Origin of the sequence: Bacillus mycoides (genome assembly GCF_000832605.1) — a bacterium.
GTDB lineage: Bacteria > Bacillota > Bacilli > Bacillales > Bacillaceae_G > Bacillus_A > Bacillus_A mycoides.
Genome location: NZ_CP009692.1, coordinates 3,993,502 through 4,014,997 on the forward strand (window position 1 = coordinate 3,993,502; position 21,496 = coordinate 4,014,997).

Here is a 21,496-nt window from a genome sequence, read left to right on the forward strand (position 1 = left end):
TATATCATCCTTATCTCTTTTTATATTGGCTCAATCAAAATTCGGGATTTTCAGAACTGCACCTGTATTCGCCGATGTTACCATTTGTGCATAACGTCCAAGCCACCCAGTTTTCACTTTTGGTTCTGGTCGTTTCCACCCTTTTTTACGCTTCTCTAATTCCTCATCACTAACTCTCACTTCTAACAAGCGTTCCTCAACATCAATACATACAATATCTCCTTGTTCAAGAAGTGCAATCGTTCCGCCAGCTGCTGCTTCTGGTGAAATATGCCCTACCGAAATACCACGTGAAGCACCAGAGAAGCGACCATCAGTTAAAAGTGCAACATCTGCTCCTAATCCCATACCAGCAATTGCTGATGTTGGTGCTAACATTTCCGGCATACCAGGTCCGCCTCTTGGTCCTTCATAGCGAATAACAACTACATCTCCTTTCTTAACTTTCCCAAGCATAATGCCGGCAAGCGCCTCATCTTGTGAATTAAAAATAACGCAAGGTCCTTCAAATCGTTTTACTTCTGTTGCTCCGCTTTTAATAACCGCTCCGTCTTTCGCAAGGTTTCCTTTTAATATACGTAATCCTCCTTCTTCACTATGAGGATTTTCTAGAGAATGAATAACTTCCTTATCTTGAATCTCTGCATGAGCAATGTTTTCTCTTAATGTTTGCCCAGTAGCAGTTATACGATCAAGGTGAAGTACCCCTTCTTTTCGGCTCATCTCTTTCAAAATTGCACTAATCCCGCCTGCGCGATCGATATCTTCCATATGCCAATTAGAAGCTGGACTTACTTTACATAAATGCGGTACACGTCTTGAAACTGCATCAATGCGGTTCATATCGTAATCTAACCCCGCCTCTTGTGCGAGTGCTAACGTGTGTAATACTGTATTCGTTGATCCACCCATCGCCATATCAAGTGCAAACGCATCATCAATTGCTTCTTCTGTTACAATGTCGCGTGGTTTAATATCTCTTTCAATTAAAATTTTTAATTTTTCTGCTGCTTGTTTAATTAACTCCTCACGTCTTGGATCAATCGCTAAAATACTCCCGTTACCAGGAAGAGCTAAACCTAACACTTCACATAAACAGTTCATAGAGTTCGCTGTAAACATACCGGAACAAGAACCACAAGATGGACAGCCATGATCTTCAATATCCTTTAATTCTTCTTCTGAAATTTTCCCAGATTGATAGGCTCCTACCCCTTCAAAAACAGAACTTAAATCGACAACTTCCCCTTTAGATGTTTTCCCCGCTGCCATCGGACCACCTGAAACGAAAACAGTTGGAATGTTTATTCGAAGTGCAGCCATCATCATACCTGGTGTAATTTTGTCACAGTTTGGAATACAAATCATTCCGTCAAACCAGTGTGCATTTACAACCGTTTCTACTGAATCTGCAATGATTTCACGACTCGGAAGCGAATAACGCATACCGATATGACCCATCGCAATACCGTCATCTACTCCAATTGTATTAAATTCAAATGGAACCATGCCTGCTGCACGTACTGCTTCTTTAACAAGTTTCCCAAACTCATTTAAGTGCTTATGACCTGGAATAATTTCAATAAAAGAATTACAAATTGCTATGAATGGTTTATCAAAATCTTCATCTTTTAAACCAGTTGCTTTTAATAAACTACGATGCGGAGCTTTATCAAAACCTTTTTTAATCATGTCACTTCTCATCTTGTCAAATCCCCTCTTACATATTTTTCACTTATACTCTATTAATCTATTTCTTTACTAATTCTTTCGGTGCATGAATCCAGCTCATCATTTCACGAAGCTCTGCTCCTACTTTTTCTAGCTGATGATTTTGTTCTGCTTTTTTCATCGCACTATACGTTGGACGCCCTGCTTGATTTTCTAAAATCCATTTCTTCGCAAATTCACCTTGCTGAATTTCTGTAAGAACACGTTTCATTTCCTTCTTCGTTTCATCTGTAACAATTCTCGATCCTGTTACATAATCTCCAAACTCTGCCGTATCTGAAATAGAATGACGCATACTCGTTAATCCGCCTTCGTACATTAAATCAACAATTAACTTTAATTCATGCAAACATTCAAAGTATGCAATTTCAGGACGATATCCACCTTCCGTTAACGTTTCAAAACCAGCTTTCACAAGTGCTGTTACTCCTCCGCAAAGTACTGCTTGCTCACCGAATAAGTCTGTCTCTGTTTCTTCTTGGAATGTCGTTTCAATTACACCTGCACGTGTACAACCTACACCTTTTGCATACGCTAGTGCTACACTTAATGCTGTTCCCGTTGCATCTTGATGCACTGCGACTAATGCTGGGACACCATTTCCTTCTTGGAATACACGGCGAACGAGATGACCTGGACTTTTCGGCGCGACCATCGCTACATCTACGTAACTTGGCGGATTAATTTGTCCGAAGTGAATATTAAAACCATGTGAGAAAAGTAACATTTGTCCTTCACGAAGATTCTCTTCTACTTCTGTTTTATATACATACGCTTGTTGTTCATCCGGCAATAACATTTGTACAACTTGTGCGGTTCGAACCGCTTCTGAAACAGACATTACTTCAAATCCATCAGCTTTTGCTACTTCATATGACTTACCAGGGCGAACACCAACTACAACTTCCACACCAGAATCTCGTAAATTTTGTGCTTGTGCATGACCTTGAGATCCATATCCGACTACCGCAACTGTTTTCCCTTTTAATAGCTCTAAATTTGCATCTTTCTCATAATAAGTTTTCATATTCCATACACTCCTTATAATTTATTTACTTGCAGTACATTGATTAATTTTTTCAACTGACTGACAAGTAACGTTGCTTCATTTTCAGTACAAACTGCTGTTAGTTTCACTTCAGAAACACCACTTGTATCTCTTTCGTTTAAGCTTAAAGAAGAAATATAATAACCACGCCGAGCAAAAATTCCGCTTATACGTAATAAGACGCTCGGATCATTATGAATAACTAATGAAAAAGTATGACTCATTCTTCCCACCTCTTCATAATCATTTCGTTATTCCCTTTGTTTGGCGGAACCATCGGAAAAACGTTCTCACCTTCTTCTACACAAAAGTCAACTACGACAGGACCTTCATGAGAAAATGCTTCTAGCATTACCTTTTTCGCCTCAAACGAATTTGTTGCTCTTAGCCCTTTTACACCATAAGCTTCTGCTACTTTCACAAAATCTGGTGACCCAATTCTCGATTCCGACAAACGGTTTTCATAAAACATTTCTTGCCATTGCCTTACCATTCCTAAAAATTTGTTGTTTATGATGAATACTTTGACAGGAATATTATTTTCAGCAATTGTTTGCAGCTCTTGAATGTTCATTTGGAAAGAAGCATCACCAGCAATACAGATGACAAGTTCTTCTTCTTTTGCAAGCTGAGCACCAATTGCTGCTGGAAAACCAAATCCCATCGTCCCTAATCCCCCTGATGTTAGGAAAGTCCGTGGTTTTCTCGCTTTATAAAAGTGAGCAGCCCACATTTGATGCTGTCCTACCTCTGTCGTGACAATCGCTTCACCATTCGTTAATTCACTTACTAAGTTGATAACATGCTGTGGTTTTAACTCAAATTCTTTTTGCTTATATGAAAGTGGATATTCTTCTTGCCATTTCTTCACTTTCTGAAGCCATTCATCTGTTTGTGAATAAATAGACATATGTAATAGCATATGTAGCGCCTTTTTCACATCACCAACAATCGGATGCTCTACAGTTACATTTTTATGGAACTCAGAAGGATCAATATCAATATGTACTTTTTTCGAATGCGGAGAAAAAAGTTCTAATTTTCCTGTTACACGATCATCGAAACGAACACCTAACGCCAGTAATAAGTCACATTCTGTTACTGCCATATTTGCAGTGTACGTTCCATGCATACCGAGCATTCCTAAAAACAACGGATCTCCCGGCGGATATGCACCCAGTCCCATTAAAGTTGAAACGACTGGAATACGATTCTCCCTCGCAAACTTGATGAGTTCTTCAGATCCGCCTGAATGAATGACGCCTCCCCCGATATAAAGGAGTGGGCGTTTTGCTTTTGAAATTGATTTTGCTACCTCCCTCAGTTTCAAACTGTCTGACAAAGGTTCTGGTTTATATCCTGGAATCTCCACTTCTTCATTAAAGAAACATATTACATTTGCATTTTGAACATCTTTTGGAATATCGATTAATACCGGTCCCGGTCGCCCGCTTTCGGCGATGTAAAAAGCTTCTTGCACAGTTCGTGATAAATGATTTACATCACGAACTTGGTAATTATGCTTCGTAACAGGTACTGTAATTCCGACAACATCCGCTTCTTGAAATCCGTCTTTACCAATTAAAGGCGTTGCAACTTGCCCTGTAATGACAACTAAAGGAATCGAATCCATATAAGCATCTGCTAAACCCGTAACTAAATTCGTCGCCCCTGGGCCAGAGGTAGCAAAGACTACCCCAACCTTTCCAGAAGCTCTCGCATATCCTTCCGCTGCATGAATTGCAGCTTGTTCATGACGAGTTAACACGTGCTTTAAACCACTTTCGTATAACGCATCGTATATTGGTAAAATCGCTCCGCCTGGATAACCGAAAACGGTCGTTACACCTAATTTCTTCAAACATTGAATAACGTGTCCAGCACCTGTAGCTTCTTCACTCTGCAGTTCATCACATGCTGTATACTGTTCCTCCATTTTAATTAACTCCTCTCCCTATTTACGCTAAACTTGCCGCCAATCCTGGAACACGTACTCCTCTTTCTCTCGTTAATTTTTTAAATTCTTCGGTTAATCTTTTTGTTACATCTCCTGGTTTTCCATCTCCAATTTCTCTTGAATCTACTTTCACTACAGGAATTAGTTCCGCTGCAGTTCCTGTTAAAAACACTTCATCTGCTACATATACGTCATGGCGAGTAAATGGCCTTTCCTCACATGGAATACTTAGACGCTCACATAACTCAATCACACTATTTCTCGTAATACCTTCTAGCGCCCCTAAGTACGAAGGAGGTGTTAACACTTTTCCATCTTTCACAATGAAAACATTATCTCCAGACCCTTCACAAACATATCCTTGTTGATTTAACATAAGAGCCTCTAGCACTCCCGCTTGTGCCGCTTCAATTTTTACAAGCACGTTATTTAAATAGTTCATTGACTTAATGCGTGGGTCTAATGCGTCTGGCGTATTACGTCTTGATGCAACAGACACAACGCTTAGTCCATTATCATAAAATTCCTGAGGGAATAACTTTAATTGTTCTGCAATGATAATTACGCTCGGTTTCACACAGCTTCTCGGATCGAGCCCTAAGTCACCTTTTCCTCTTGAAACAATTAATCGAATGTAGGCATCCGTGTATTCATTTTTTTGCAATGTTTGTACAACTGCTTCTTCCATTTCATCTACCGTCATTGGAATTGTAAGTAAAATAGATTTCGCCGATTCATATAATCGTTTCACATGTTCTTTTAAACAAAATACATTTCCTCCGTAACTACGAATCCCTTCAAATACACCGTCTCCGTATAAAAAACCGTGATCATATACTGAAACAACTGCCTTTTCTTTCTCTACAAATTCCCCATTCATATAGATGGACTGGTTTCCCATCTCACATCGCTCCTCTGTTTTATCTCTGTTTTTGCAATCTATTTCTATATCGATTGCTGAGATGAGTATTTTTAACAGAATATTCAGTATACTAACTTTAAAAATATACTCGTCTCAACAATCGATTACTTACACACTTGTAGCAATCCATTGCTGAGACGAGAGACTCGTGGTACCACTCAGCTTCCTTACACTTCTCACGAAATATAAGCTCTGCAAGTCCAATTAGACTTTTGTTTTTCTATCGGAAACAACTCCGCTACTTTTTACTAACTTCAAAAGCAGTGCTCCGAGGTGATTTTCAATGATTCAATTGTTACCACCCTCACAGCCTTTGGGCGGCTCTCTGAAACAATCTTTATCATTTACTCTCCTCTTCCTCGCATTCTTTTATTCTATTTTTTAAAATAAAAACTCTCGCCTCAGCAATCAACTACTACAAATTAGTAGCTTTGATTGCTGAGGCGAGAGTTTCGCGTTACCACTCAGCTTCCTTATACTTCTCACGAAATATAAGCTTCATAGGTCCAATCAGACCTCCGTCCTTTTACCGGAGACGATGCCGCCGCCCTCTACTCAGTTTCCCTTTCGCAAGCGATGCTCCGAGGTGATCTTCAATGATTCGATTGCTACTACTCTCTCAGCCTAGGAGTAGCTCTCTGAAACGACCATAATCATCTACTTTCCTCTTCTTTGCATATACAACATATAAAGTTAGAAAATTCTTAATTCACTTTTATTTGTTACACGTATTATAGGACGCGGTTCTTTTCATTGTCAACATGTTTTTAGAAAAAAATTAAAATTCATTCTATTCACTAGAAATCTATTTATTTTTTCTCAAAACAAAATCGGAATGAACTTCTTACACATACTCATATATTACTTAAGTATGTTCGCATTACTACATAAAGAAAAACAACTTAAAAACATATAAAATTTATGAGGAGATGAGAAAACTATGTTAAAAGGAAAAATAGCATTAGTTACAGGAGCAAGCCGAGGAATTGGGCGTGCTATCGCAAAACGGTTAGCAAACGACGGTGCATTAGTTGCTGTTCATTATGGAAATCGAAAAGAAGATGCTGAAGAAACTGTTCATGAAATTCAATCAAATGGCGGATTAGCTTTTTCTATCGGTGCAAATCTTGAATCTTTACACGGTGTAGACAACCTGTATATTTCTTTAGATAACGAATTACAAAAAAGAACTGGTGGAACACAATTTGATATTTTAATAAACAACGCTGGAATCGGTCCTGGTGCTTTTATTGAAGAAACGACTGAACAATTTTTTGATAGAATGGTTTCAGTAAATGCAAAAGCACCATTCTTTATCATTCAACAAGCACTACCACGTTTACGTGATAATAGCCGAATTATTAATATTTCATCAGCTGCCACCCGCATTTCTTTGCCTGATTTCGTTGCATATAGTATGACGAAAGGTGCAATTAACACGATGACTTTCACGCTTGCAAAACAACTCGGAGCACGAGGAATAACAGTAAATGCAATACTTCCAGGCTTTATTAAAACAGATATGAACGCAGAACTATTGAGCGACCCAATGATGAAACAGTACGCTACTACTATTTCCGCCTTCAATCGCTTAGGTGAAGTAGAAGATATTGCCGATACTGCTGCTTTTCTTGCTTCTCCAGACAGCCGCTGGGTTACTGGACAATTAATTGATGTTAGCGGAGGATCTTGTTTATAAAAAACATATATTTTCAAATCTTTTTTATTGCGCAATAAAACAATTTATATAATACTATATAAAACATATACATTTAGGAGGATTACAGCAATGTCTGAAAAAACATACGAACTCGCAACCTTCGCAGGCGGTTGTTTTTGGTGCATGGTAAAACCATTTGATGAGCTTCCCGGTATTCAAAAAGTACTTTCCGGCTATGCAGGTGGTCATGTAGAAAACCCAACATACGAACAAGTAAAGACTGGAACATCTGGACATTTAGAAGTTGTACAAATTACATTCGATCCTTCTATTTTTCCTTATCAAAAATTACTAGATTTATATTGGCCGCAAATCGATCCAACTGATGATGGCGGACAATTCTTTGACCGTGGTCCCTCTTACCGCACAGCAATTTTTTATCATAATGAAACACAAAAAGAGCTTGCAGAAAAATCGAAGCAAACTCTAGCAGAAAGCGGTATGTTTAAAGATCCTATTGTGACTGAAATTCTTCCTGCTGCACCTTTTTATGAAGCAGAAGAGTACCACCAACATTTCTATAAAAAGAATCCAGAGAAATATGCTAACGAGCAAAAAGAATCTGGCCGTGAAGACTTTATAAAAGAAAATTGGCAAAAAAAATAATAAAAACGCATCGTGCTTTCTTTTTAAAGTGCGATGCGTTTTTATCTTTGAAAAAGGATTCTTATTCAGCAAATTCACGTTTGATCATTTCCTACATATCTTACGCCATAATTACTCCTAGAATAGAATAATAGTACTAACGATTTATTGAGATTTTAATATTTTTATTCCTCATCAACAAATATTAAAACTAATAAAATGGTTGAATCATCCAGTCGTTAAAACTAATTAACCGGCAGTCGAATACCGTTCCAGTTACCTACATCACATTGGCCAAATTCATTATTACCTACCGCGACCACCGTGCCGTCTGATTTAAGTCCGACCGTATGCGCACAACCAGCCGCTATCGCTACAATATCGCGCCAATCACTTACATTACATTGACCATACTCATTCCAGCCCACTGCCACCACGGTACCGTCTAATTTAAGTCCGATTGTATGATTACTCCCTGCCGCTATTGCCACAATATTGCGCCACTCTCTTACATCACATTGACCCTGTTTATTATTACCCACAGCCGTCACCATACCGTCAGATGTAATACCAACTGTATGAAGATATCCCGCCGCTATCGCCACAATATCATGCCAGCTACTTACATTGCATTGGTCATACCGATTATTACCCACAGTCGTCACCGTTCCGTCCAATTTAAGACCGACTGTATGCCAGTCACCCACCGCTATCGCCACAATATCACGCCAGCTACTTATATTGCATTCTCCTTCTTTATTTCGTCCCACCGCTATCACCGTGCCATCCGGTTTCAGGCCAAAGGTACGACGCCAGCCCGCCGCAACCGATACAATATTATGCCAGTCGTTTACATCACATTGATCATGCTTATTCCACCCCACTGCAACCGCAGTATTATCACATTTAAGAGCGATTGTATGAGCATTACCCGTGTTCGTCGCCATATGAACATTGCCCGCTGCGACTGCTTCAATATTACACCAGCCGCTTACATGGCATTCACCTTCTTTATTTCGTCCCATTGCTACCACCGTGCCATCTGATTTAAGAGCAACGGTATGACCACGACCCGCCGCTATCGTATCTTTAGGCCACCGTTTCACTTTTAACACCTCTTCTTTCGGTGAAATGTAATTCATGTTTTACCTCCTTGCATATAAGCAACTGTATCCAAATAGATATTTTCATCAAATTTCATTATAAATGAACTAACTTTTTTATAAATCTACATCTCCAAAGGAACCTATTACTTCTTCTTCAAAAATAAAAACCTCCAGTTTAAATACTAGAGGTCTTCTATTTTATTTCTTTAGTCTCTCAATAAAATCCTGTAACTTATCAAGCGATTTCATATTATGATTACAAGCTACACCATCTTTGCAAATATAGTTTCCCTTTCTAACGAAAGTTCCTGGTACATCACCTTTAATTTCAACTAAAAACATTCCTACTTCTTCATGCCCATGACATAATGAACAAATGCTTTTTTTATTTAAACTTTGAAATGTTCCTTGCAGACCAACAAACTTATTTTTATCATTTTTCGCTATAATAAATTTCCTGCTTGACCCTTTATCAATCCAGCTTAAATAAGATAATTCTTTCATGTCCAGTTCTTCCATATCAGGAAGTTTTAATTTTTTCGCTTTAGGAAATAATTTTTTTAATGTTTGTGCTGTAACTTCCTGAAACGGAATGACATACGGATTTATTTTCATTAAAAACGATTCTGCATCTTCTCTATTTTGAACTGTTAATACCGTATCAATTAACTCTTTCTGTTCATCCGTTAAATTCTCAAATACATGTATTATCTTTTCAATCGCAAGTGATTTTAACGCTTGAATTACACCTCTATCATTTGCCGTTGCATGCCCATTTGCTAAAATATAAGCTTGTGACTTTATAAAATTGTATTGATCACTTCTAATAAAAGCTTCCATCTTTATCACTCCATACAAATTGTTGATCTAGTCTTATTGTATACAATGATTCAGCTTTTTGATATGTAAAAGATAACTTAGAAATGAACATTACATACTCTGACTATGTTCTACCGAGGCATTTCCTGACAAAAAAAACCATCATCTGTTTTCCATTCTGCATATAATACATCTTCAAATTTAGTAATCCCTTTTTGCTTTATTTGTTTATAAAGCCATCCTTCATCAAAACCTGCTTCCCTCAAATTATCTTTCACTACTTTTCCATCACTAATTAATGAAATCGGTAAGTATACAGGTTTATGTTTTAAACTTAAATCATTTATAGTAGGAGATTCATATTTGCTTTTCTTCAGAACACTTATGTTTCCATTAGGTTCCAAAATCATATATTCAACTTCTCGGATTGAAAATATATCTTTTTGTTGTCTTAGCATTTGTTGTAGTTGATTAATGTCCAAATGATTTGAACTTAGTTGTTCCCGGTCAATATATCCATTACGGATAATGATTGACGGAGAGCCTTCAAAAAAACTTCTCGTCCCTCTAAATTTTTGCGTTATCACTTCTATTGTATAAATTAACACTACCCATACAAGTACTGCATATAAAATAGACCATACTTTTATTTCCGGATCATATATAGTATTTCCTACTAATTCTCCGAGAACTATGGCAGAAATAAAATCAAATGGCGTTAACTGAGATATTTGTGTCTTCCCTAATATTTTAGTAGCAATCAATAGCACAAAAAAACCAAAAAATAGTTCTATCGTTATTTGTCCTAGATGATTCATATATGCTCACCTTTCTGCTTTTCACTCAAATGCTCTATATTCTATTTAGTAAAAAGCCGGCACATTTTTTCTATTATCTTGCCCATTCATATCCAATAGATACAAAACAAAAAGAGTCTAGTTCAATTTAATAATTGAACTAGACTCTTTTATTTTCATTTAGAATACACAATCTTTTTAATCGTTTCTCCGGAAAGAAAATGCTCCTCCGCAAGTTGATGAATGGAAATTCCACTTTTAAACGCTTCTTTAATAGCTTTGTTTCTTTCATCTAGTTGTTTTCTTCCTCCAGATTGTGTACCCCATTTATAATGTTTTGTTTCTTGTTTTGGAATGTAAATTGTTTCACCTTGTATATACTTTTGAATTTCAGCAATTAAACTTTCTGGTAAAACCGTCGCAGCTTTAACATATTTCATTTCTGCTCGCCCCTTATTTTTTATGGTTCATTTCAATAAGGTGCAAAGCCAAATATAAAAAATGATACGAGCTCATTTAGGCGATTGTATATTACTTGTCTACCCCACGCAAAGTATCGCCATTTCCATACTTGGCTTTGCATGAGACGCTGCAGTGTCTGGCAATTGAATTGTAATCGCCATATCAATACCTCCTAATATACCTTTTGCATTTTATTATATGATAAATTTCTTCCCCTTGCATCCACATCCTTTTTAAAGCACGAAGTTACTTAGTTTGATATAATACTTTTTAGTCCAATCCAAAAGTATAGTGAGGTTGCGTTATGAAAAAGAATATAACCATTACAATCGTTACATTATTCATTATTACTGTAGCATTATTCGGAACATACAAATTGATGAACGCAAGAAGTTTTCAATTGTTTGGAGGTTTAACAAACCGAGTAGAAACAAATGAAAAAGTGATTGCTTTAACTTTTGATGATGGTCCTACTAACAATGTTAAACAAATATTACCGCTACTAGATCGATACAATGCAAAAGCTACTTTCTTTTTAATCGGAAATGAATTAGAGAAAAACCTATCGTTAGGAGAAGCTATCGTACACTCTGGACACCAACTTGGAAATCATACATATTCTCATAACAGAATGGTTTTTAAAACACCTTCTTTTATTAAAGAAGAAATAGAAAAAACGAATTCATTAATCCGCCAAACAGGATTTACAGGCGAAATTGATTTTAGACCACCTAACGGTAAAAAGCTAATTGGTCTGCCCTATTATTTAAATAAAAATAATATCGAAACAATCACATGGGACCTTGAACCTGATACTTTTTATACATCTACAGCTGATAAAATTGAATATGTTAGTAAAAATGTAAAACCAGGTTCTATCATTTTATTGCACCCTATGTACGATGAATCTAATGAAAATCTGCAAACTATTGAAGGTATTTTAGACTCTTTATCTAAAAAGGGCTATCAATTCGTGACAGTAAACGAATTGCAAAAAAAAGCAAAATAAAAAGGTAGCGTATCATATCTCGATACGCTACCTTTCTTTTATATAATTCCAAGCACATTTAGGAATACGATAATAATCGCAATTGGTGCAATATAGCGAAGTAAGAATAACCATAATACGAATAGTTTATAGCCTTTATTTTTACTTACACCAAGCTCTTTCATTAATACATCTTTCTTCATTTTTAAAGGGACAAAGATGGAAACTAATAAAACACCAAGTGGCATTAGTATGTTACTAACCGCATAGTCTGCTAAATCAAAAATTGTTTTCCCAAATGGTTTCACATCACTTAACAAACCAAACGATAAGGCTGATGGAACCCCTACAACAAAGATTAACAAGCCAACAATTAATGCCATTTTTTCACGTTTCCCTTTACTTTTACCTTTAGTTGTTAAAGACGCAACACTAATTTCTAACATCGAAATTGCTGATGTAATAGTAGCAAAGAAGAATAGTAATAAGAAAACAATGAAGAATAATTTTCCGAACGCCATTTTACTGAAAATAGCTGGTAATACGATAAATAATAGTCCCGGTCCTTGAGATGGTTCCATTCCAAATGCGAATACAACTGGGAAAATTGCTAGTCCTGCAAGTAATGTAATCACAAGCGTTAAAGCTACGATAGAAAATGCTGAACGCGGTAAACTTTCTTCTTTCGGTAAGTACGAGCTATACGTTACCATAACGGCTACACCAACAGATAGTGAGAAGAACGATTGCCCCATTGCATATAAAATGATTTCTGACGTTACGTTTGAGAAATCAGGTTGTAAGAAGAATCGAACTCCTTCTCCAGCACCGTCTAAAGTAAGTGCACGAACAATTAGTACAAAGAATAATACGAATAATGCTGGCATGAAATATTTATTTACTTTTTCAACACCATTTTGTACACCTTTACTTACGATAAAAATAGTAATAAGGATGAATAATAGCTGTGATCCAACTGCTAAATATGGATTGGAAATGATTTCACCAAACGTAGCTTCGTATGCCCCATTTCCTTCCCATAGTCTACCTGTAATTGCATTCCATAAATATAGTAAAATCCATCCCCCTACAACACTGTAGAAAGAAAGTAGTATGAAACAAGTTACAATCCCTAATTTACCTAACCAAGGCCATAGTGTTTTTGGTGCGATTTCGCTATACGCATCAACAGCCTCTTTTTGTGTACTTCTTCCGATAACGAATTCAGCTAATAATAGCGGTAAACCAATTAATAATGTGAAACCGATGAAAATAAGGAAGAACGCGCCGCCCCCTCCAATTCCGGCCATATACGGGAACTTCCAAATCGCCCCTAGACCAATTGCTGAACCTGCTGCAGCTAATACGAAACCTAATTTCGATGTCCATTGCTGTGAATTCATTTGTTAATCTCCTCTCTTTATCTTTTTCTGTTTTACAATCCGGTATTTATATTGTCCTATCCATACTCTTTTCTAATACGTTCACTTCCTCCCTAATAAAAAACGTCCCTACGTAAATACGTAGGGACGACAAAAATATCGCGGTACCACCCTAGTTGTGAAGATACACCAAAGTTAGGACCTAAATAAAAAACGTCCCTACGCAAATACGTAGGGACGATAAAATATCGCGGTACCACCCTAGTTATGAAGCCACACCAAAATTAGGACCTAAATAAAAAACGTCCCTACGTAAATACGTAGGGACGATAAATATCGCGGTACCACCCTAGTTGTGAAACAATCTTCACCACTTTATTTGATAACGGTATAAACTACCGTCTTTCATTTCCTCATAATGTGAGATTTATGAAAGATGCTCCAGGACGAACTTCATGAATAATCTATATACTGATTCACACCAACCATCAGCTCTCTGAAATAGGGAGATATTCACTACTATACCCTTTCATTGCCCAAATATTATTTTCCGAATTGATTACTATCATTTTTATCATATATTAAAAATAGTGTCAACTTATATTTTGAATTTTTATGCATTACATTCTATTTAAAGATTCAAAATATGACTTTTGTATGAATAGTATTAGAACATTTATGGTTTATACTGTATTAACTTCTCTAGCAGGTTTATAGTAGTATACGATAAATGCAAGACAGCACGAGTAGGAGGAAAGAATTTTGTCTACTTCAAAAGTTTTAAAAGGTACCGCTTTATTAAGTGGTGCAACAATGATTTCACGAATTTTAGGTTTTATATACTTTTTCCCCTTTCAATTATTAGTTGGAACGCAAGGGGTCGCTTTATATGGATACGCATACTCTTGGTACGGTATTTTATTAAGCTTTTCAACAGCTGGTATTCCTATTGCCGTCTCAAAATTTGTTGCAAAACATAATGCACTTGGTGATTATAGTACAAGTAAAAAATTGTATAACTCGAGCGTAAAATTAATGATGTTTATGGGCTTTTTAGGATTTTTAACTTTATTTATTGGAGCACCGTACATATCACAATTTATTATTCGCTCGAAAACACCAGATCCACAATTTATCGCAGACGTAACACTTACAATGCGAGCATTAAGCTTCGCGCTTATTATCGTACCAGCTATGAGTGTTACACGTGGTTATTTCCAAGGTTTTCAACATATGAAACCAAGTGCTGTTTCTCAAGTCGTAGAACAAATCGCACGTGTCGTTTTCATTTTAGTTGGTAGTTTTATCGTCTCAAAGCTATTAGGAGGTTCAGTAGCTTCTTCTGTTGCAGTTGCTACATTTGGTGCTGTTATCGGGGCACTTGCAAGCGTCTCTATTTTAATGATGTACTGGAAAAAATATAATGGATTAAAACCTCCTGAAGGTGAGCTGAAAACGAGATCATCAAACATTCCGTTAAAAAGTATTTATATGGAATTACTACGTTATGCAATTCCAATTGTATTTGTAGGCATTGCAATCCCGCTCTATACGTTAGTAGATCAATATACCGTAGCTGATGTCCTTAGAGCAATGGGAGAACCTTTAGAAACCGCGAATGCAGTTTTCGCTTATATAACGAACTATGCCCAAAAGTTAATTATGATTCCGGCTTCACTTGCAACTGGATTCTCATTAACAATTATTCCGGCTATAACGAAATCATTTACAAGCGGGAAGCTAGATGAATTACAAGGACAAATTTCAAAGATATTTCAAGTATTATTATTCTTCACTATCCCAGCCGCATTCGGTCTTGCTAGTATCGCTTACGATGCATTCCGTATGGTTTATGTAAATCCTGAAATTGCACTTGGTGGATCACAATATTTAATTTCATTTGCACCTTCTGCTGTATTAAGTGCAATTTTCACAGTTTCAGCTGCTATATTACAAGGAATTGATTATCAAAGAAAAACAATGATTGCATTCTCAGCCGGTATTCTCGTTAAAATTGTGGTGAACACACCGCTCTTACATTTATTCGGTGGACATGGTGCTGTACTTGGAACAATTCTCGGATATCTCGTTTCAAATATTATTATGTTGTACTGCATCGTTAAGTTTGCGAAATTTAAAATTGGCGAAACAGCAAAAACAGTATTTCTTATTACGATTTACTCCGCAGCAATGTCTGCTGTTGTGATCGTATTAAGAGCATTTATAAGCTGGATTATTCCTGGCCAATCTTATGTAGAATCACTGATTATTGTATTTATATGCGCATCAGCAGGAGGACTTGTTTATCTTTTATTCGTATTAACGAGTGGACTTGCTTCGCATATTCTCGGTGATAGGATTCGACGATTACCTGTATTAGGAAAGTTAGTAAAATAAAAAAACAAGAGATGTAACGCGTTGTTACATCTCTTGTTTTTTTACTTCGCATATTGAATGCGCTTTTGTTGTTCAGCAATATTTAATTCTGGAGCATATTGTTCTACTAAATGTAATACCTCTTCGATCAACACTTCTAACTCCTGTACACTATACTCTGGTTCCCCTATCAGCGTATCCGCCATACGCTCATATAGATTTTCAGGTTTAATATTCATACGCTCTACATTATAAGCCATCCATTTAAATGCAGGATGGTGCACGTACATTCTATTCAAACCGAATAAAACACCGAATAAATCCCTTTGTACTTCACAAATAACATCATAAAGCATAAGCCAGTCTTTTCGTTTTAAAAGCGCCTCTCGATTATGCCAACGATTGCTTAACCAAAGGTTTTCTGAAATCATCCTTTTCGCCAGTTCTTCTGGAAATGCTTCAACTCTTTCTTTTAGAGCATGTACTTTTACTTCTCCATACAAACTCACACCATCATGAACCGATGATACAATACATTGTTTCTCATAATTTATATCATACTGCTCTATAACTTCTGAAATAATTTTTTCTACTGTCAATGTTAAAAAGTTACTAATCTCTAGTTTAATTCCTTCTTTCGTCAAATACGTTTCCGACCATTCTTCGTCCTCGTAAGGATGATATGACAAAATCGTTCCACCAATATTATTAATTGGACCTAGACGCTCTTCATCCTCTGGTGGTTCTGACCATAAAATATGTAATTCAATATCTGAATGTTCATCTTCTAACTTTCTCGCTACAGATCCTGCTAAAATAATAGCTTCGACTTTCTGGTTTTGCCTATAAATCTCCGACACCTCTATCGCTTTCTCTTTTAATCCCATTGCATTTCCCCCTAAAACTGCAGTACTCCCCTTACTTTTTATTTATCTATTTCGATATTAAACATTATATTACCTTTTCAAATTTCCACTAAATCATATTTCTACCCAATAACGCTGAACAATTTCGCCAGAATTAGAAGAAACTACTTCATTTTCTAGCACACCGCCAACCTTTTGAATCGTTTTAGCCGAACCAATATTAGCTTTATCACAAGTTATTAGCACTTTCTTCAACCCAAATTTTTGCGCCTCAGCCAATGAAAGTTGCAGTTGCTCAGTTGCGTAACCTTGGCGACGTTTATTCGGATGAACACTATAACCGATATGACCGCTTTCCCACAATAACTCTGGATTTAACCGGTGTCGAATATTCACAAAACCTATTATTTTTCCATTCTCAACACTAAAAAACTGACTAGATGGCACTCGATTAGATGGTAAATTCCCCCCTTCTTGTGTACTTACTTTTTCAAACCATTCACCAATAGAATCGAAATTTTGTAAAGAACAACTACCGTGCGGTTCTTCTCCTGAATGTAAAAACGCCTGCCTATACTCCATAATTTGTTCGCTATATTCGTATGTTGGTTTCAATAGCTTCATTGTCATTCTCCCCACTCACCCATTATCTATTTTTCTAAAAGAAACACCTTAATAGCGGATTTTCATCCTTACTATTAAGGTGCTTCTATCACTTTTATTCAAATAGCCCCATACTCAAATAACGCTCACCTGTATCAGGTGCAATACATAAAACTTTTTTACCAGCGCCTAAGCGTTTTGCAATCATAATTGCAGCGTACACAGAAGCTCCTGAAGATGGTCCTACTAATAAGCCTTCTTGTCTTGCTAAGTTTCTCATTGTAGTTAATGCTTCTTCATCCGCAATTTGAATAATTTCGTTATACACTTCTGTATTTAAGTTTTTTGGAATAAAACCAGGACTTGTTCCTACTAGTTTATGAGGGCCTGGAACACCACCAGATAAAACTGGTGATCCTTTCGGTTCTACTACTGCAATATATAAGTTTGGTAGTTTCTCTTTTAATGTTTCACCGGTCCCTGTAATTGTTCCACCCGTTCCCGCCGTTGCTACAAATGCATCAAGATCTCCATCCATTTGTTCATAAATTTCAAGTGCAGTCGTATAACGATGTATATTCGGATTTGCTGGGTTTTCAAATTGCTGCGGAATAAAACTATTTGGAATTTCTTTTTGTAACGCTACCGCCTTCGCAATTGCTCCTGGCATTCTTTGTTCTGCTGGTGTTAAAACTACTTCTGCGCCGTATGCTTTCAATAAATTAATACGCTCTTTGGACATATTATCTGGCATAATTAAAATCGCTTTATATCCTTTAGCAGCTGCATTCATCGCTAAGCCAATTCCTGTATTTCCACTTGTCGGTTCAATAATTGTATCACCAGGTTTTATAAGTCCCTTTTCCTCAGCGGCATGAAGTAAATTATAGGCTGCACGATCTTTCACACTGCGTGACGGATTAAACATTTCCAGTTTTACATACACATCCGCTGCGTCCTCTGGAATAAATTTAGATAATCGGACGACAGGTGTATCTCCTATTAATTCTGTAACATTTTCACATAATTTCATAGCGCATCCCCTATTCTATCGTTTTCTTATCATTCGGCAGTAACAATGAAGTAAGTCCAATTAATGGTAAACCACTACATAATAGCATAATAAACTGAAGACTATACATATCAGCTAATTTTCCAAGGACTACAGCACCTAATGCTCCAAGACCAAACGCAAGGCCAACAATTAACCCTGATACCATCCCTACTTTTCCAGGAACAAGCTCTTGTGCATATACAACAATTACACTAAAACTACTAGAACTAATAAAACCAATACATAAAAATAATGGTACAACCCACACGAGCGAAACGTGAGGTAGTAAAAGTGCAAGCGGCGCTGAACCGAGCATTGAAAAGACAATTATCTTTTTCTTACCGAATTTATCTGCTAACGGACCACCAAAGAAAGTACCTAATACACCAGCAATCATAAAAGCGAAGACGAAATACTGTGCATTTTTTATAGATAAACCGTAATGCTCTATTAAATAAAATTGATAGAAATTCCCGATACCAGCACCGTACCAAGAACGTACAAATGTTAGAAAAACAAGAAGTATAATAACAAATTTAATGTGCGTACTTACAATCGCATTTTCCGCCTCAAGTGCAGCCCTCTTTTTCCTTCTTACAGCACCAGTGGCTAATTCATTTTTATACCAATTTGATACGAAAATTAGTAATACAATTCCTACTGCTGCAAAGGCTGTAAAACCTAAAGAACCAATTTGACCGAGCGGAACGAAAATTAATGCTGTAAAAATAGGTGCTAGAGAATTCCCTGTATTTCCCCCCACTTGATAAATCGCTTGTGCTAAACCTCGTTTTGCACCGGCTGCCATGTAAGCAACACGAGCGCCCTCCGGATGAAAGACCGCGGAACCTAATCCAATAAATAAAACAGAAATAATAACAACTATAAAATTCGGTGCAAATGCGAGTCCAATCATCCCAAGCATACTCGAAAACATACCGAGCGGTAATAAAAATGGTGACGGCTTCTTATCTGAATACATCCCAAAAACCGGCTGCATAATCGATGACGTCATATTTAACGCAAACGCAATCCACCCTACTTGCATATAGGATAAATTCATCGTTTTTTCCAAAATAGGAAACAACGCTGGCACAACTGCTTGCATCGAATCATTCAAAAAATGTCCGAAACTAATCGCAAATAATATTCGATATATTGTCGGTGTTTCTACTGTATTTTTTTGTGAAACTGCCTGCATATGTGTATTTCTCCTTCCTGTACAAAATATATATTTATTACAGTTAGTGTAATAAATTTAGACTTTAATCAGAATAAATTCTGAGTTTTGAAACATTTCTATTCTATACTGGTTTCATTTCTTTTTCCAGAAATTCAACTTCTAAAAAAATATATTTTTTCTATCTGCTTTGTCGGATTTATTCATATGAACTCTTTGTATTTTCTTTTATACTAAGGCAGGACGAAAGGAAGGCTTGCAATTATGAAGAAAAAGACGATCCTAAAACATATTAGGGTCGCCTTTTTTTATTAAATAGAAAAACGCTTATATTTCTCATAATCACTCGTCTTACATTCTAGTGCCATTTTCGTACCTTCGTTTTCATAACTCGTAGATAAAACGTGTGCATGATTGTTGAAATACGAAACTACCTGCCCTTGATCATACGGAATTAACATTTCACACTTCGTATACTCTTTATAAATGTGTGAACGAACTACTTCTACAAGCTCTTTAATTCCAACATGTTTCTTCGCAGATAGATAAACGCGATCTTCTTGCACTTTCGGAATTTCAACATCTACCAAATCTGATTTGTTATATGCATATATCGTCGGGATATTTTCCACGCCAATTTTCTTTAACGTTTCATTTGTAATATCAATTAATTGCTCATAATTGGGATTTGAGTAATCTACAACGTGAATAAGTAAATCTGCTTCCGCCACTTCCTCTAGCGTTGAACGGAATGCTTTCACAAGATGATGCGGTAACTTACTTACAAATCCAACAGTATCCGTTAATAAAAATGATTTATTATCCGGCAAATCAATATTTCGTACAGATGTCTCTAACGTCGCAAATAACATATCTTTTTCAAATACTTGTTTCTCTACAGTACCATTAAAAATTTCAAGCATTGTATTCATTATCGTTGATTTACCTGCATTCGTATATCCTACTAACGACACAACTGGAATTTCATTTTTCTTACGTTGTTTACGCTGCGTTTGGCGCTGTGCAACAAGTGCTTCTAATTCTTTATTTAGAGCCGCAATTTGTTCTTCAATTTTACGACGATCTAATTCCAACTTCTTCTCACCGACACCTTTATTTTTCGTGCCAACTCCCCCGCTTTGTCTTCCTAAAGATTCACGAAGACCGATTAAACGAGGCATCATGTACTGAAGATGGGCCACTTCTACTTGCAACTGCGCTTCTTTCGTTTTCGCACGTTGCGCAAAGATATCTAAAATTAAAATGGTACGATCAATTACTTTACAATCTAAATCCTCTTCTAAATTTCGAATTTGTGAAGGAGATAATTCGTCATTAAAGATGACCATATTTGCATCTGCTTCTTTCACATACGCTGCTACTTCTTCAATCTTCCCTTTTCCAATATAATGCGACGGATTTACTCGTTGTAAATTTTGCGTCACTTGACCGATTACTTCCACATCACAAGCTTCCGTAAGATTTGCTAACTCTTCCATCGAATATGCAAAATCAGCTTCCTTACCTAAATTCACTCCAACTAATATTGCTCTTTGTAATAATTCTTCCATATATTTATTCCTCCATTTCGATTACGCAAAATAAAAAACACAGGTCACTGCCTGTGTTTTCGTAAACGGATAAGGGTTCACCAAAGAAATAGAAGAAAGCAGTGCTTTCGTCCTATACATGGTCAAAAAGTCCCAAGATAGTATACGTATCCAACAAGTGTTCACCTATACTATCCCATTCTATTTATAAAGGCAAAACAAAAAGAGGGCGTATTCGTCCCTCCCTCTTTTTCACATATAAGCTTAATAAAGGGTTCCTTTAAAATAGGCAGACCAATCCCGTTCACTCTGTACACAGACAGAGCCTTTGAGCGCTATTCAATTATTGG

The 21,496-nt window shown here is 36.6% G+C and carries 19 protein-coding genes and 3 other annotated features; of the genes, 4 read left to right on the plus strand and 15 right to left on the minus strand.

Features of this window, described 5'->3' with window-relative positions; all coding sequences use genetic code 11:
- Nucleotides 1–30: 30 nt before the first annotated feature.
- From ilvD to ilvE, 5 genes are read right to left on the minus strand one after another with little or no spacing between them, the layout of a single operon-like run.
- Nucleotides 31–1,704, minus strand: coding sequence for a dihydroxy-acid dehydratase (gene ilvD / locus BG05_RS22245; RefSeq protein WP_002012150.1), 1,674 nt, complete (start codon nt 1,702–1,704; stop codon nt 31–33).
- A 46-nt stretch (nt 1,705–1,750) separates the two neighbouring features.
- A complete protein-coding gene (ilvC, locus tag BG05_RS22250; RefSeq protein WP_002126790.1) occupies nt 1,751–2,758 on the minus strand; it encodes a ketol-acid reductoisomerase in 1,008 nt (335 codons plus the stop codon).
- Between the two features lie 14 nt (nt 2,759–2,772).
- Complete coding sequence (locus BG05_RS22255; protein ID WP_002126787.1) at nt 2,773–3,003, minus strand: ACT domain-containing protein; 231 nt, start codon at nt 3,001–3,003, stop codon at nt 2,773–2,775.
- Nucleotides 3,000–4,715 carry an acetolactate synthase large subunit gene (ilvB, locus tag BG05_RS22260; RefSeq protein ID WP_002126786.1) on the minus strand — a complete coding sequence of 572 codons (1,716 nt, stop codon included), beginning with the start codon at nt 4,713–4,715 and terminating at the stop codon, nt 3,000–3,002. Before ilvB ends, BG05_RS22255 begins: the two co-directional genes overlap by 4 nt.
- Nucleotides 4,716–4,737: 22 nt before the next feature.
- Nucleotides 4,738–5,637 (minus strand): branched-chain-amino-acid transaminase, encoded by a 900-nt coding sequence (gene ilvE, locus BG05_RS22265; protein ID WP_002168658.1) that lies wholly within the window; start codon nt 5,635–5,637, stop codon nt 4,738–4,740.
- Between the two features lie 151 nt (nt 5,638–5,788).
- Nucleotides 5,789–6,027 (minus strand) — a binding site (T-box leader).
- A gap of 67 nt (nt 6,028–6,094) precedes the next feature.
- Nucleotides 6,095–6,340, minus strand: a binding site (T-box leader).
- Between the two features lie 258 nt (nt 6,341–6,598).
- Here ilvE and BG05_RS22270 point away from each other — a divergent pair.
- Complete coding sequence (locus BG05_RS22270; RefSeq protein ID WP_002126779.1) at nt 6,599–7,357, plus strand: SDR family oxidoreductase; 759 nt, start codon at nt 6,599–6,601, stop codon at nt 7,355–7,357.
- A gap of 90 nt (nt 7,358–7,447) precedes the next feature.
- Entirely contained in the window at nt 7,448–7,984 is a 537-nt protein-coding gene (msrA, locus tag BG05_RS22275; protein WP_002126778.1) for a peptide-methionine (S)-S-oxide reductase MsrA, read from the plus strand.
- 224 nt (nt 7,985–8,208) lie between these two features.
- Here msrA and BG05_RS22280 read toward each other — a convergent pair whose 3' ends face one another.
- The 4 genes from BG05_RS22280 to BG05_RS22295 form a co-directional block, all read right to left on the minus strand.
- Nucleotides 8,209–9,105: an RCC1 domain-containing protein gene (locus BG05_RS22280; RefSeq protein ID WP_002126777.1), complete on the minus strand. Its 897-nt coding sequence runs from the start codon at nt 9,103–9,105 to the stop codon at nt 8,209–8,211.
- Nucleotides 9,106–9,267: 162 nt separating this feature from the next.
- On the minus strand, nt 9,268–9,909 hold the full coding sequence (locus BG05_RS22285) for a FusB/FusC family EF-G-binding protein (RefSeq protein WP_002126776.1): 642 nt from the start codon (nt 9,907–9,909) through the stop codon (nt 9,268–9,270).
- 110 nt (nt 9,910–10,019) lie between these two features.
- Complete coding sequence (locus BG05_RS22290) at nt 10,020–10,706, minus strand: DUF421 domain-containing protein (RefSeq protein WP_002126773.1); 687 nt, start codon at nt 10,704–10,706, stop codon at nt 10,020–10,022.
- A gap of 155 nt (nt 10,707–10,861) precedes the next feature.
- Complete coding sequence (locus tag BG05_RS22295) at nt 10,862–11,125, minus strand: CD3324 family protein (RefSeq protein WP_002012161.1); 264 nt, start codon at nt 11,123–11,125, stop codon at nt 10,862–10,864.
- Between the two features lie 326 nt (nt 11,126–11,451).
- Here BG05_RS22295 and BG05_RS22300 point away from each other — a divergent pair, with 326 nt between their 5' ends.
- The gene (locus BG05_RS22300; RefSeq protein ID WP_003188600.1) at nt 11,452–12,156 is read left to right on the plus strand and encodes a polysaccharide deacetylase family protein; all 705 of its coding nucleotides are present in this window, start codon (nt 11,452–11,454) and stop codon (nt 12,154–12,156) included.
- Between the two features lie 38 nt (nt 12,157–12,194).
- On the opposite strand, the gene BG05_RS22305 is transcribed toward BG05_RS22300, so the two are convergent.
- A complete protein-coding gene (locus tag BG05_RS22305) occupies nt 12,195–13,538 on the minus strand; it encodes a sodium-dependent transporter (protein ID WP_002126767.1) in 1,344 nt (447 codons plus the stop codon).
- A 298-nt stretch (nt 13,539–13,836) separates the two neighbouring features.
- Nucleotides 13,837–14,059 (minus strand) — a binding site (T-box leader).
- 220 nt (nt 14,060–14,279) lie between these two features.
- Between BG05_RS22305 and BG05_RS22310 the strand changes: the two genes are divergently transcribed.
- Nucleotides 14,280–15,914 (plus strand): putative polysaccharide biosynthesis protein, encoded by a 1,635-nt coding sequence (locus BG05_RS22310; protein ID WP_003188602.1) that lies wholly within the window; start codon nt 14,280–14,282, stop codon nt 15,912–15,914.
- Nucleotides 15,915–15,955: 41 nt separating this feature from the next.
- Here the strand turns inward: BG05_RS22310 and BG05_RS22315 are convergent, their stop codons facing one another.
- The 5 genes from BG05_RS22315 to hflX all read right to left on the minus strand — a co-directional run bounded on the left by BG05_RS22315 (nt 15,956) and on the right by hflX (nt 21,167).
- A complete protein-coding gene (locus tag BG05_RS22315; protein WP_003188604.1) occupies nt 15,956–16,780 on the minus strand; it encodes a DUF4037 domain-containing protein in 825 nt (274 codons plus the stop codon).
- Nucleotides 16,781–16,873: 93 nt separating this feature from the next.
- Nucleotides 16,874–17,383 (minus strand): GNAT family N-acetyltransferase, encoded by a 510-nt coding sequence (locus BG05_RS22320; protein WP_016126768.1) that lies wholly within the window; start codon nt 17,381–17,383, stop codon nt 16,874–16,876.
- Nucleotides 17,384–17,477: 94 nt separating this feature from the next.
- A complete protein-coding gene (gene cysK / locus BG05_RS22325) occupies nt 17,478–18,395 on the minus strand; it encodes a cysteine synthase A (RefSeq protein WP_003188607.1) in 918 nt (305 codons plus the stop codon).
- Nucleotides 18,396–18,405: 10 nt separating this feature from the next.
- On the minus strand, nt 18,406–19,617 hold the full coding sequence (locus BG05_RS22330; RefSeq protein WP_003188609.1) for an MFS transporter: 1,212 nt from the start codon (nt 19,615–19,617) through the stop codon (nt 18,406–18,408).
- Between the two features lie 290 nt (nt 19,618–19,907).
- Nucleotides 19,908–21,167, minus strand: a complete 1,260-nt coding sequence (gene hflX, locus BG05_RS22335; RefSeq protein ID WP_002126761.1) for a GTPase HflX — start codon at nt 21,165–21,167, stop codon at nt 19,908–19,910.
- Nucleotides 21,168–21,496 lie beyond the last annotated feature (329 nt).